The 14062-nt window shown below is 54.0% G+C and carries 9 protein-coding genes; 5 read left to right on the top strand and 4 right to left on the bottom strand.

Annotation, left to right across the window (positions count from 1 at the left end):
- The first annotated feature begins 1098 nt into the window (after positions 1 to 1098).
- The 3 genes from J4864_RS04250 to J4864_RS04240 are packed head-to-tail and all read left to right on the top strand — an operon-like array spanning position 1099 to position 5266.
- Positions 1099 to 2457, top strand: a complete 1359-nt coding sequence (locus tag J4864_RS04250) for a DUF6080 domain-containing protein (RefSeq protein WP_211813773.1) — start codon at positions 1099 to 1101, stop codon at positions 2455 to 2457.
- Positions 2451 to 3884, top strand: coding sequence for a DUF6080 domain-containing protein (locus J4864_RS04245; RefSeq protein WP_211813772.1), 1434 nt, complete (start codon positions 2451 to 2453; stop codon positions 3882 to 3884). Before J4864_RS04250 ends, J4864_RS04245 begins: the two co-directional genes overlap by 7 nt.
- Positions 3885 to 3901: 17 nt before the next feature.
- Entirely contained in the window at positions 3902 to 5266 is a 1365-nt protein-coding gene (locus J4864_RS04240; RefSeq protein ID WP_211813771.1) for a DUF6080 domain-containing protein, read from the top strand.
- Between the two features lie 172 nt (positions 5267 to 5438).
- On the opposite strand, the gene J4864_RS04235 is transcribed toward J4864_RS04240, so the two are convergent.
- Genes J4864_RS04235 through J4864_RS04225 form a run of 3 tightly spaced genes read right to left on the bottom strand, consistent with a single transcriptional unit; the run spans position 5439 to position 8351 of the window.
- Positions 5439 to 6272, bottom strand: coding sequence for a glycosyltransferase family 2 protein (locus tag J4864_RS04235; RefSeq protein ID WP_246479362.1), 834 nt, complete (start codon positions 6270 to 6272; stop codon positions 5439 to 5441).
- 12 nt (positions 6273 to 6284) lie between these two features.
- Positions 6285 to 6848, bottom strand: a complete 564-nt coding sequence (locus tag J4864_RS04230; protein WP_211813769.1) for a serine acetyltransferase — start codon at positions 6846 to 6848, stop codon at positions 6285 to 6287.
- Positions 6849 to 6908: 60 nt separating this feature from the next.
- On the bottom strand, positions 6909 to 8351 hold the full coding sequence (locus J4864_RS04225; RefSeq protein WP_211814612.1) for a lipopolysaccharide biosynthesis protein: 1443 nt from the start codon (positions 8349 to 8351) through the stop codon (positions 6909 to 6911).
- 717 nt (positions 8352 to 9068) lie between these two features.
- Here J4864_RS04225 and J4864_RS04220 point away from each other — a divergent pair.
- Positions 9069 to 10355 (top strand): AAA family ATPase, encoded by a 1287-nt coding sequence (locus J4864_RS04220; protein WP_211813767.1) that lies wholly within the window; start codon positions 9069 to 9071, stop codon positions 10353 to 10355.
- A 1-nt stretch (position 10356) separates the two neighbouring features.
- Positions 10357 to 11016: an RloB family protein gene (locus tag J4864_RS04215; protein WP_007368957.1), complete on the top strand. Its 660-nt coding sequence runs from the start codon at positions 10357 to 10359 to the stop codon at positions 11014 to 11016.
- Positions 11017 to 11247: 231 nt separating this feature from the next.
- Here the strand turns inward: J4864_RS04215 and J4864_RS04210 are convergent, their stop codons facing one another.
- Positions 11248 to 13275, bottom strand: coding sequence for a M13 family metallopeptidase (locus J4864_RS04210; protein ID WP_211813764.1), 2028 nt, complete (start codon positions 13273 to 13275; stop codon positions 11248 to 11250).
- Between the last annotated feature and the right edge of the window lie 787 nt (positions 13276 to 14062).

The raw sequence follows: 14062 nt of genomic DNA, 5'->3' as shown, positions 1-14062 counted from the left end.
TCGGGCGGAATTGTTGTATGGGTGAGGCCGGAAACCGCCGTGCAGCCGTTTCCTGCATTCGGCTGCTTACTTCTATGAAAAGATGTGGGACCTCATCTCACGATGAAGTCCCACTGGTAACTAAAAATATCCCATAAATAATAGGATTTTGGTAGTTATTTTCTTATTTTCATTTAACTAAGACCTTTCTGTCCTGTCGTTCACGCCCTCTGGGGACGTGTCTTTTTCGCCGTCTGTGCCCTGTCGGGGCGTACGGGAGACGAACGTGCGGAGCCTCCGCCGGTCTGCTGCACAGCTCTTGCCGGTTTGTCTCCGGCCGTCTTTCCGATGTCTGCGGGGGAGAAGTTGCAGGACAACGGCAGGAAGTGCTCAGATCAAGAATGTCGTATGTGTGTGATATGTCAATATAAATGTAGTCATTGTCGGTATCCTGTGTCTTGTCCTCACCGCCATTTGCCTTAATGTGCAATTATTTTGATGAACGGGCAGGAATGTTAGCGTCTTTTCGGATGCAAATATACGATATTTTGTTGAATTAATAGATAAATAACACTATTTCTTATCAAAAAAATGTGTTTTGAGTAATTTGACATAATTACGGATGTGACTGTAAAAACCTGACAAGTGGCGGATGGAAACATTGCTGGAAACCCTTTGGGCGAATCGGGAACGGCAAGGCTCAAGACCTTTCTTTTTGTAAATGAAATGTCCCGGAAGAAAGGAGAATGCCTTTCGGGTAGGAGCTTCAGAAGGACGGTCCGGACTCACCGTGCCGGGTGGAGGCGCCGGAACCGGGTAAGCCGGAAGTTTTTTTCCTTCATTCTCCATGGGTGGCAGGGACAGCTCATCTGTTTCTTTCGCCCGGTGCTGTCCGGTTGTCTCCACGCTCTCACATCCCGGCAAAGGGAGCGAATGACGGTCCTGTGCGGAATCCTGCCTGCCCGACAGCTGCCGTCCAGGGCATGCCGTCGTGCTTCCCTGCCGGGGGACGATTTCCCCTTTGCTGTCTGCCCGCTGCATGGGGCGACTTCTTCCGCCTGTTATTTTGTACAGTCTGCTTTAATTTGTATCTTTGCAGCCGTCAATCAATGCGGTTCAATGCAGCTATTCAATATCTTCAAGGTAAAGAGAGAGGAACGCTGGCTGGCACTTGCCATGCTTGCGGTCTTCGTCATGTTCAACGCCCTCGTCATTGCCGGCCACTATCACGCCTATACGATGGGGGCACACGGTGGCTTCTGGAGCATTTTCACCAAGAACTTCCGGATGTCGGGATATGACAACTGGTCGTGGATAACCATCTCGGGAATGCGCATCCATTTCGAGACGGTGCGCCATCCGCTTTATCTTACCTTTCTCTATCCGCTTTACCTGCTCGACAGCTGGCTCATTGATGCCGTCGGCTATAACTTCGCCGTCTATTTCATGGCCGCCATCCTCGTCTTCTCTGCCTTCTATGCTGTCGTCTTCATGTATCGTGTCTTCCGTGAGGTGCTCGGACTGACCCGCTTCGATGCCACGCTCCTGACCCTGTTCCTCTTCTCTTTCGGCCATGTGCTGGTGCCGTCGATGGTTCCCGACCACTTCATCATCTCCATGATGTTCCTCACCATGACGCTGTACATCACGGGCATGAAAATGAAGAAAGGAAGACTGCTCACGGCATGGCAGGGATGTGTCCTCACGTTTTTCACGGCGGGCATGGCGACCTCCAACGGGGTGAAGACGCTTCTGGCGGGGCTGTTCACCAATGGCAGGCGGTTCTTTTCATGGAAGTATGTCTCTCTGGGGGCCGTGCTTCCGTTCCTGCTGCTGCTCGGCATACAGCAGTCACAGTATTATCTGCTGGAAGTGCCGCAGGAGGCGGTCATCCGGAACATCGTGCATGTCAACAGGGAGAAGGATGCCCGGAAGGTGGAACAGCACATCAACGAGCGTGAGAGCTGGCTGAAGTCGCATACCGGCAGGAGTGCCGGCGACGGTGCTGTCGGCAAGCTGATGGATATTTCCACGCCGAGGGGCGAGGCGCTGGTCGAGAACTTCTTCGGCGAGTCCGTCCAGCTGCACCAGCAGTACCTTTTGAAGGACGTCTCCTGGGACCGCCCCGTATTCGTCGCCTACAGCTGGGCTGCCAACTATGTCGTCGAGGCTGTCGTCGTCCTGCTCTTCGTGGCAGGAATCGTCTCCGGCTGCAGAGAACGGTTCTTCCGGATGCTGCTCGCATGGTTCGCCTGTGATGTGACCCTGCACCTTGTTCTGGGCTTCGCCATCAACGAGGTGTACATCATGACGGCAGGCTGGGCCTTCATCATTCCCGTTGCCTGCGGTTACCTTCTCCGGCGGCTGCCACAGCGGCTGCGGCGCCCGTATCGCTGGCTGCTGGCTGCGCTCACCGCCTTTCTGTGGATGTACAATGCCGGGCAGACCGCCTTCTATTTATGTTCCCGAATATGCTGAGTCAGATTTTCAAGATAAGAAAGGAGGAACGGTTCGTCACCGGACTGTTCCTTCTCTGTCAGCTGCTGATGCAGGCTGTCGTCATCGGCTGTTATTATCCCCGGTTCTCGGTCATCACCGGGAACTACAGGAAGGTGTTCCTGGATGTGTTCCATATTTCCGGCTTCGACCCCCTGACCTATTGTGTGGTGACCGACTGGTCCACTGCTTACAATGTGTATCGCCATCCGCTGCTGGCGTTCTTCTATTATCCGGTCTATCTTGTCAACCGGGTCTTGATGGCGCTGACAGGCATCAACTGTGCCCAGTTTCTCGTGGCCGCCGTCCTGCTTTTCTGCTCGCTGTACGCCTTCCTGCTGATGGTCCGGATCGGGCGGGACCTGATCGGCCTCTCCCTGAAAGAGGCGGCCGTGCTGGGATTCCTGCTCTTTTCCTTCGCCCATGTCCTGCTGGCATCCCTGTCCCCTGACCATTTCATGCTGTCGCTGTTCCTGCTGCTGCTCGTCATCTACACGACAGGGAGGCGGATGCAGGAAGGGCGGGGACTGACGAAAGGGCAGACCGTCGTGCTCTTCCTGCTCACGGCAGGCGTATCGCTCAACAACGGACTGAAAGTAGTCCTGGCAAATCTCTTCAGCAGAGGCCGCCGTTTCTTCCGTCCCGCCAACCTCCTCCTGGCGCTTCTCCTGCCTGCCGCAGCTCTCTGGGGATTCAGCGAGTGGGAATACCGCACGTTCATGGCGGACAGCGTCCATGCCCGGCAGGTGAAACGCACCCGGATGATGGAAAGGGAGAAGGCCGGGATGCTGGCTGCTTTCCGTGATACGACGCAGCTGACGGACAGTGCCGCACGGCAGGCCGCATTCGACGGAATCTGGCGGGCGCACCGGCAGGCGCAGATCCGCCGGCAGGCCGGAGAGTCGCAGGTCGCCCATGCCGGGAAGCCTGTCAGCCGGCAGAAGTTCCTGAACTGGACGGATATGACGACCTCACGCAGTGCGACCCTCGTGGAGAATCTCTTCGGCGAGTCCCTGCAGCTGCACAGCAGGAACACCCTGGGCGATGTCATGCGCGACCGCCCCGTAATCGTACGTTACAGCTGGGCTTTCAACTATTTCGTGGAAGTTCTCCTGCTGCTGCTCTTCTCCGCCGGGCTGTGGGCAGGCAGGCGGAGCCGTCTGATGTGGCTCGCCTTCTCCTGCTTCTGCCTCGACCTGATTCTCCACATCGGTCTGGGCTTCGGCATCAACGAGGTGTACATCATGGCTGCCCACTGGGCATACGTCATCCCGATGGCCTGTGGCTGTCTTCTGAAGGGACTGTCGCACAAGTCCCGGCGGCTGCTGTATGGCCTGCTGCTGGCACTTACCCTCTGTCTCTGGATCTACAACGGAGGCCTGACGGTTTACCATCTACTGAATTTCTGAATCAATAAGAGAGAATCATGCGGAATATCTTTGCGGTCAAACGGAGTGAAAGGCTTCTCTGCCTGGTGGCTGTCCTTGCTTTCATGGCCTTGAACGGACTGATGGTGGCCTATAACTTCCGGCTGTTCACGAAGGGCGGAAACCTGGGCTTCTGGGGACTGTTCTTCGACCATTATACAGTATCGGGCTTTGACGACCTGTCTTATATGACGATGTCACGCTGGAAGGTCTATTATCAGCTCTATCGCCATCCGCTGCTGCCCACGTTCTTCTATCCTTTTTATGTTCTCAACCACTGGCTGATGGCGGAGACCGGTGTCAATTTCGCCGTTTTCATCGAGGCTTTCCTGAATGTGGCCGCATCCACATACAGCTGTCTTTTCATCTGCCGGATCTTCAAGGAGGTGCTGGAGCTGTCAGGAAAGGATGCGGTCTTGCTGACCGCATTCTTCTTCTCTTTTGCCTCCATCCTGCTTACCTGCTTCGTCCCCGACCACTTTGTCTTCTCGCTTTTCTTCCTGACAATGACACTGTATATTGCCGGAAAGGCGATGAAACGGGAGAAAAAACGTATGAAGACGTGGCAGACGATGCTCCTGGCGTTCTTCGCGACAGGCGTCACCTCGACCAATATCGCAAAGATCGGATTGGCCGACCTGTTCGTCAACGGCAGGCGTACCTTCCGTATCAGGCACCTCTTTCTGGGCTTTATCGTACCCCTTGCCGCCTTGTCTGCCGTTTATGCATACCAGCAGGCGGCCTTTGTGGAGCCGGATGCCAGGCTTCAGGAAAAGGTGAAAGAAAGGAAATTGAGGAATGACCGCAGGTTTGCCGCCAGATATGAGAAGCAGCACGAGTTCATGAAGAGCCGTACCGGGACGCAGGTGGCGGACAGCAGGTTCTTTGAATGGACCGACCTGTCCAGTTCACGGACCGATGCCGTCGTCGAAAACCTCTTCGGCGAGAGCATCCTGCTGCACCGGGATCACGTGTTGGAAGACGTGAACAAGTCGCGGCCCGTCATTGTCAGGTACGGCAGCGTATTCAATTACATCGCTGAAGCACTCGTCTTCCTGCTGTTTTCAGGCGGAATCATCGTGGGATGGAAGGACAGGTTCCTGCGGCTGTGCATGCTGTGGTTTGCTACGGACATGGTACTCCACATTGTTCTCGGCTTTGGGATCATCGAGGTGTATATTATGGGCGCACACTGGCTGTTCGTCATTCCTGTCGCCGTGGCGTTCCTTTTCAGGCACATGAGAACGAGGCTGGCGATGATAGGCGCAAGGCTGCTCGTGGCATTTCTCACTATTGGCTTGATGGCTTACAACCTCAGTCTTGTCATTCCTTTCATGCTCCGGGGCTTCGTAGCACCGCAATAAAGAAACGGCTTCCTTGCCGCATGAGGAAGCCGTTTCTTTATGTCTGGAATCTTGTAGACGGCTGCCTGAGACCGTCTGGGGCGTTCGGGGGATCCTGCTCGGAAGTGACTGCTTTCCTGTGCCGGGGACTTTCCGGTCTTGTCCCGCCCGGTTCGGGGCGGGCGGGGGAGTGTCAGAGATTCTCTTTGTAATCCGTGACCGGCTTTCCGCAATACTGCCATTTCCGGATCGCATTCCGGAATTTGCACCCGTCCAGGAACTTGTACAGCTTGAAGAACGGCCGGTAGAACCGGCCGTTTTCAGGCAGGTATCTGCCGTGATACCTCTCACGGAGCGCATCTGTGTCACGCTTCCAGATCGCACCCCCTTGCGCTGTCTTGGTCTCCGGATAGATGCGGATGGCGCCAAGGTTGCGGTTGATGCGTCTTACCTTCAGTCCTGCCTCGTATACTCTTATCAGCCATTCCACGTCCATCTTGGCGTGGAAGGACTCATCAATATAGCCGATTTTATCGAAGATCTCACGTCTCCAGAACATCCCCGGCTGTGAAATGTTGTAGCAGCCATGGCGGAAGAAGAAGCGGCTCATCACGATATGCGTGAAGTTGATGATCTTCCCGTCCCTGTCCATTTCGACCGTATAGCCATTGGCGAAGTCTGTGTCGGGATGGTCGTGGTAGAACTTTGCGACCGTATGCAGCGTTCCCGGCAGCAGGACATCATCGCTGTTGATCCAGCAGACAATGTCGCCCGTCGCCCTGCGCATGCCCTTGTTGATGGCATCGCTTTGTCCTTTGTCCTTCTCACTGCACCACCAGGTGATCCTGTCGGTGTACTTCTTCAGTATTTCCACGGTTTCATCGGTCGATCCACCGTCACAGACAATGTACTCCAGGTTGGGATATTGCTGTCCGATGACCGACTTCAGGGTCGCTTCTATGAACTGTCCCTGATTGTAGGACGGTGTCACGACTGTTATCTTGGGATATTCCATCATCATTGTCATTGCGGTCTCCGTTCATGCTTGTTTTACGATCCGGGCCGGGTTGCCGGCCACGGTACAGCCGGCGGGGACATCCTTGAAGACCACGGCCCCGGCCCCGATCGTCACGTTGTCGCCTATGCGGACAGGCCCGAAGACCGTCGCACCGGTCATTATCTTCACGTTGTCGCCTATCACAGGGCGCCCTTCACGGCCTTCGTGGTGCCCTGTCCCCAGGGTCACGAGCTGAAGACAATAGAAGTTCCTGCCGATGCTTTCGGCATTCAGGTAGGTCGCATAATTGTGCTCAAAGTGGGCGCCTCTCCCGATGGAAGGGCACCAGATGTTCAGTGTCCGTTCAGCGGGACACAGCCATCTGACGGGTGCGGCCTTGTATTCTCCGATCCTGTAATAGAACAGGTTGCGGAAGGTACGCTCACGGGTCATCGCCTTCACGAAGTTGCGCACCCCTCGCTTGCGGTCCTGTACCTGCAGCAGGTCGTCGTCGACCAGCCCGCTGTGCAGCCTGTACAGCAGGAGATGAGGTATCAGCCTCAGGGAGGATGCGGCGAGTATTGCGCCTTGAACGAATGGGTTCATCTTCTCTTTTTTATGCAAATGTACAACTTATTCCCGAATCTCCCAAGCCCTCTTTCTCCGCTATCGCCTGCGTCTGTGCAGATAGTTCATGCACTCCGCGAGGATCTGCGAGCCTGCCCGCTTCATGATGAGGAAGTAAAGTACGGCCGCCGTCAGGATTCTGACGGTCAGCAGCAGCAGCAGGTTATGGATGGCGGAGGTGGCGAAGTAGGTCGTGGCCATCACCGCCGCCGATGCCAGCAGGTAGGGGCTGATGTCCTTCAGGACGTCCACGAGCCGCAGACCGGTCTCCCTGCCGGCAAAGAACTGCCATACGAAGAGCCACAAGACGGTTACGGCCGTGTAGGCGGTCACCATGAACACCACGCCCTCCTGGCAAGAGGCGACGACGAAGGCGATCTGTGCGACGATCAGGGCCACCGTACACCACATATAGACCACGGACTTGCCACGGCTGATGATCAGGTTCTGATACATCGTATAGAACGGCAGGAAGGCCCCGCTGATGCAGAGGATACGCAGCAGAGGGATACTCTCTGTCCATTTCTCTGATATAAGCAGAATGATGAATTCGTGCGCTGTCATCGCCAGACCGAACATGGCCGGGAAGACCAGGAAAGCCGTGAAACGGAGCATCTTGCGGAAGACTTTCACCTGTCGTTCAGGGTCATTGTTCACTTCGACCAGCACGGGCTGCGCCACCTGCGCCACCGTGCCGGACACGAAGGTGCTTGCCATCGTGTCCCACTTGAAGGCCTGGGAGAAGTTGCCCACGGCTTTTGCAGAATACAGACGGCCGAAGATGAAGGTGAGAATATTCTGACTGATGGTATTGACGATTGTCGTCAGGAGGATCTTGTAACTGAAGGAGAACATCTGTCTTACAGGGGTGAAGTCGATGTGGAGGGACGGGCGCCACGGAATGATGAAGAACCGCCACAGGCTGGTCAGACTGATGTAAAGCACCTGCTGCCAGGCCAGACTCCAGTAGGCGTAGCCCCGCAATGCCAGCAGGATGCCCGCCACCCCCGAAACAAACAGGCAGGTGATGCGCAGCAGGGCGGTTTCCCTGACCATCATGTTCTTGAAGAGGTAAGCGGCGGGAGCTGTCCCCAGCGACGAGAACAGCAGTGAGGCAAAGACGAAACGTGACAGGTCGACCAGCTCGGGGTGACGGAAGAAAGCGGCGATCAGAGGGGCTGAAAAGAAGAGCACCGTGTAGGAAATCCAGCCCATGAAGGCGCTGAACCAGAACACGGAGTTGTAGTCGTTGTCCGTAGGGTGGTCCCTGTTGGCGAGTGCCGCGGTGAATCCGCTCTCCTGCAAGGCGCCGGCAATAGCCGTGAACACGGCCAGCATGCCCACCAGTCCGTAGTCGGCCGGTGAGAGCAGACGTGCCAGAAAGACGCCGATGACGATATTCAGCAGCTGCATGGTCCCGTTGTTCAGTGCGCCCCAGAAAAGCCCCTTGGCGGTCTTCTCCTTCAGTGTCTCGCTTTTCATCTGTTCTTGTTCTTTCATCTGCCGTTCGAGGGATGTATATGAATAAGGTGGGCTTCTTCAGACCGGCCGGTGTCCCTTCTGCCTGCAAAAGTAGTGTTTTTCCGTTGAACTCACAAACTTTAGGCCGATTCCCGAGCTTCCCTTGGAAGGATTCCTGTCTTTGCCCACCGGATGCGGTCTTCCTCCCGTGGAGGCAGGGAAGAGCCATGCGGATGAAATCGGAAACCGGCAATGCTGTGTAAAATGAAAGCGTAAAGGGCCTTGTAAGGATCTGACAGGGGGCGGCTCTTTGTGTCAGAAGACGGGAAAGGAGCTGCCGGTACTCCTGCTCCCGGCCGTCGGTACTCCTGTTCCCGGCCGTCGGGAATCCGATTCCCAATGGGTTGGGAACAGGATTCCCAGGCAGCAGCAGGCATGCACGGTGTAAACAACTACTCTCTGAAATACAATGAGGGGTGTACCGGATATGCCGATGGCAGCATATCCGGTACACCCTTTCTGTTTTTGTTCCTCTTTCTTTTTGTATCTTCCCTGTCGCTTTGCCTCCCCCTCTCCTCTCACTGTGTCTCTGCACACAGGGAGAAACGATAACGATAGTCGATGGGCTTAATAAGCCCTATTTTCGTAGTTTTTTTACGATAATCAAAGAAATGTTTGTAAGATTGGTCTTTTATACTTACTTTTGCAGAAAAGAAGTGGTTTCAAGAAATCCATATTATGATTCGAGACTTTTGGGTCAGGAACTTCCTTTCTATTGATGACCGGCAGCAATTGAGTTTTGTCGCCAAAGGGCCTGCTTCCGAACTTGTGGTGGAAGTGGCAGACCATGTGTTCCTCTATAAGTTGGGAATACTGTATGGAGCGAATGCATCCGGCAAATCAAATATGCTGCTTGCCATGAACGAGATTTTCCGGCTTATGACACGTCCAAAGTTCAAGGCGGACAATCGTATTTCCGGCTATATTCCCTTTGCGTTGCACAGGGGAGACCCAACGGAAATGCATGTTTCGTTTTATGCCGAATCGATAAGATACGACTATGATGTATCATTCGATAGCAGACATATCATTCATGAGACGTTGAATTATTATCCCAAAGGAGCGAAGTCGCTGTTCTATGAGCGCCGTTTTGTGGCAGACGATGTGCAGGCTGACATAAAGTTCGGACCCAGTCTGAAAATACAGGCCAGGACCCAGGAGCGCATACGTGAGAACACGCTCAACAACCACAGCGTCCTCGCTGTCTGTGCGAAAACAGCCTTCAAGGCGGACATAGGACCTCTCAACAGATTGCACCGATGGGTTATGGCATGCTGCCATGAAGTTGACGGTGACGGAGAAAAGGAGAAGGGAATCGTCGAGATACTGAAGGATGCCTATGCTGACAGCAAACGCCGTAAGTTCTTTTATCAGATGCTTCAGAAAGCCGACTTGAACATCCTGGAGTACAGACCTGTCGTGGAAGACCGGGTGATTCTTCCGGAAATGCGCAGGCAGATAGAGCAGGGAGACCTTCCCGAGAAAGTGAAAGAAGCCCTGTTGAGCCCCACGGTAGATTCAGTTACGTTCGTGAATGCGACGGCCCAGGGCAATTTCGACATTCCTATCAGATGGCAGTCAAAGGGCACATTGAAATATATACGCATTCTGAACGTCCTGTACGACCTGGTTACCGGTCTCCATGTTTACTTTCTTGACGAACTCGGAGAGGATCTGCACTACGACCTGCTGTTTTATTATCTGAGTGTGTTTCTCTACAATTCAACGCAGTCCCAGCTTGTCATCAGCAGTCAGGAGACGACCTTGCTCTCACAGGAACTGATCAACGAGAATCGGGGAGCAGTGTGGTTCGTAGAGAAAAGGAAGGAAAGTGCCTCGTCCGAATATGCCCGTGGCGACTCTTTCGGTCTGCATAAGAACCTGTCCCTTTACAATTCCTACCGTATAGGAAAGTTAGGATCCAAGCCGGAACTGGGAAGTATATTCATTGATCTGGAGGACTGATATGGGAATCTTGCATAAGACGGTGCTGGTAGTGGGGGAAGGGCCGACGGAGTTCTACTATTTCAAGTCGCTGAATGACGTGTTTAAGGGTTTGACAATACAGCCGGACTATCCCAAACATACGAACCTGAAAGAGCTGGAACGGAAAATAAGGGAAGGAGTGGAGATGGGCTACGATGAGGTCTGTTGTGTGATAGACATGGACAACAAACACTGTGAACCCGAACGGTCGCTTTATGCAAAGTTGAAGCGGAAATACGGGAAAACCATAGACAAGCCCAAGAAAGGTATCCACTGTAAGGTCAGGTTCTATGAGACCCACCGCTGTACGGAACTGTTTTTCCTCTATTATTTCTGTTACACCTCCCGGGAGTACACAGCCCAGGAACAGCTTCTGAAAGATCTGGGCAGACACTGTGAGTACCGCAAGACAGACAGGTTCTTTGTCAGGAGCGGAGGACTTCATTCTTACTTTGAAAGAAACGGCGGCAGCCTGACCGATGCCATCGGACGTGCTGAACAGTCCGTACAGGAGAGGAGGGCAGAGGGCCGCGACTATACTTATTCGGAACTGGGAAGAATGATGAAGGAACTTTCTGACAACAGGAAGCAGCCACTGCCCAGTACTTCTTTTCCAAAGAAAGAAGCTGGACATAATTGAACGAACCAAAGAAAGAGAAGGTGTATCAAAACACGAAAACTTTTCTTGAAAGTCTTGCAGTTTAACACAATACAATAAGGAAAGCCCATTTCAGTACTCCTTTGTGAGTAGAGAAATGGGCTTTTCCTTGTTTTTAGAAGATTTCAGCTTGCCGGTTGAAGTTGTAAGACCACCGGTTTCTATTTTGACACATCCTCTTTCTTATTGCTATGGATGTGCCGTCAGTCTCAATTACCAGATATGCGCACGCTTCTCCTGCGGAACGAAGAGCTTGTCGCCCTCCTTGACGTTGAAGGCCTTGTACCAGCTGTCGATCATCGGCAGGGCCGCGTTCACACGGCTGACGTTCGGCGAATGTACATCAGAGTTGACGATGTAGGCGACGAACTGCGGTGCGACGTTGCTTGCCCACACACGTCCCCAGGCGAGGAAGAACCGCTGTGCCGGAGTAAAGCCGTCCTTGTCGGCCAGCGGGTTCTGCTCCATGCTGTTCTCCAGCGCACGGTAAGCGATGTTCAGGCCGCCGTTGTCACCGATGTTCTCGCCGAGGGTCTTCTCTCCGTTCACTTTCAGACCGGGGATGACCTCCTGCTGGCTGAACCAGTCGACAAGCACCTTCGTACGGGCATCATAGTTTTTCTTGTCCTCGTCCGTCCACCAGTTCTTCATGTTGCCTTCCTTGTCGAACTGACAGCCCTGGTCGTCGAAGCCGTGGCTCATCTCATGCCCGATGACAGCACCGATAGCCCCGTAGTTGGCGGCATCGTCCACCTCCGGATCGAAGAACGGCGGCTGCAGGATGGCTGCCGGGAAGTTGATGCTGTTGGTCGTCGGGTCGTAGTAGGCATTGACGGTCTGCGGTGTCATGTGCCATTCTTTCTTGTCGACGGGCTTTCCCCAGCGTTTGGCAATGCGGTATTTCATGGCAGCCTCTTGTACTCCCTTCACATTGTCGAACAGCGACTTTGCATCATCGATAACGAAGACACTGTCCATATTCTGCCACTTGTCCGGATAACCGATCTTGACATCGAATGCCTGCAGTTTTTCCAATGCCTTCTGCTTGGTGTCAGCAGTCATCCAGGTATTCTCCTCGATGCGCTGTGCGAAAGCTGTCTGGAGATTCCTGACCAGTGCTATCATGCGCTGCTTGCTGCTCTCCGGGAAGTACTTCTGCACGTAGAGCTTGCCGACGGCTTCGCCCATGATGCCCTGTACGAACGACAGGGCACGCTTCCAGCGCGGCTGCTGCTGCTGGACGCCGTAAGCCACCTTCGTGTATTCAAACTTGCGGTCGGTGAAGTTGTCGGACAGCATTCCAGCCGCACTCGACACGACAGCCAGCTCCATATAGGCCTTCAGCGATTCCAGCGGAGCGGTAGCGAGGATCTTCTCCACCTCATGTACCGGTTCCGGCTGGCCGACATCCACCTTTCCGCCGTTGTCCGGGAAGCCTGTCGCCTTGAGCAGATAGTTCCAGTCGATGCCGGGATAATCCTTCAGCAGCTGCTCCCACGTCATCGGGTGGTAGTTGGCCTGCGGGTCACGCGACTTCACCTGGTCGTAGCTGACCTTGGCTATCCGGTCCTCCAGGGCAAAGGCCGCCTCCATCTTCTTCTCGGCAACGGCCGGCGCATTGCCGACCATCTTCAGCAGGTCGTTGTTCAGGCTCTTGTAGGCGGCGACGACGGCTTTCTGCTGTTCGTTGGGATGCGTGTAATACTCCGGATCCAGTCCGATGCCGCTCTGTCCGATGCCGATGATGTAGCGGCTGGAGTTCTTCGCGTCCACCGTCATGCCGAAGCCCACGGGGAAGGTCCCGTAGCCTTTCACGTCGAGGTCGTACATCAGCTTGAGCAGCTCCTTGCGGTTCTTCACGGCACGTACCTTCGCCAGTACCGGTTTGATGGGCGTGTACCCCTCGCGGTTGCGGCGTGTGCTGTCCATGTAGAGCTTGTAGATGGATCCGATCTTCTGGGCGACGGTGCCCCGGGTCTGCGGCTTCCCGGCATAGTCCTCCACCATCTCGCGGATGCGTTTCTTGTTCAGTTCCTCCAGGTCGACGAAGGCTCCGTTCATGGGATGCTCCTTGTCGAGCGGATGGCTCTTCATCCAGTTGCCTGCCGCATACTCGTAGAAATTCTCGCCGGGCTGGACGGTGAGGTCCATGTTCTTCCGGTCGATACCCGACTTCAACCCCTGTGCCATCGCTGAGGAGGCTACGAAGGAGGCCGTCAAAAATAACATTTTTATTTTCATGTTCTGATAGCTTTATGAACCCCTCCTTTCCTCTCCGGGAGGATGCCGGAGGCGTTCTGTGAGTGTTTTCTGTGATGGGCCTTTAGGTATGAGATGTGCCGGCCTGTGCCCCCTCTTATATAGAATAAGGTGTATGAGACCGTTTGTTTCCGACCCTCAGCCTGCATGGGACAGGTTCTGTTCAGCCCTCTGTCCGTGTGGGGACAGGGTTTTCCGGGCTTTCTGCCTGCATGGGACAGGTTCTTCCCATCTCTTTACAAAGGTAAATAAAAAAAGCCAATGCGCTCTGTCAGGTCACTTTATTTGTCGGAAAAATGCGTTTCCGATCCCTTTTTTCATTTCTTTTAACAGGTGTGCGCCGGGTGGCGGCTCTGTCCGGCGGGTTGGAGCGTACATTGTCATCCGGCGGGATCCGGTCAGCTTTGCTGGGGAAAATGCTTGGAAACAAGCCTTCCTTCTTCCGACAGAACCGATGCCGGGAAAGTGCGTTTTCCGGACAGACTGGTTCCCGAACAGGACAATTCTGTCACTGTAAATCTTTTATTTTTTATATTTTGGAAACCAGAAGGGAGAAAAGACTACTTGTGAATGAGAAACAGAAACATATTTTCAATATGTACCCTTGCTATGTATCTGTTTTTTCCCGAAATTTGTACAAGAAACCAACAGTCTCTTTCCTGTCAGGAGAGGGAACGAAGTTAACTGCTAAGCGGAGTGTCGCCGTCGTGACGAAGGACATTCCTGAATGCAGACCTGTGTAGACTAAACCATTCTTATCGAAGAAGTA

It is taken from the genome of Prevotella multiformis (assembly GCF_018127985.1).
Taxonomy (GTDB): Bacteria; Bacteroidota; Bacteroidia; order Bacteroidales; family Bacteroidaceae; genus Prevotella; species Prevotella multiformis.
This window is presented reverse-complemented; position numbering and strand designations above follow the sequence as displayed.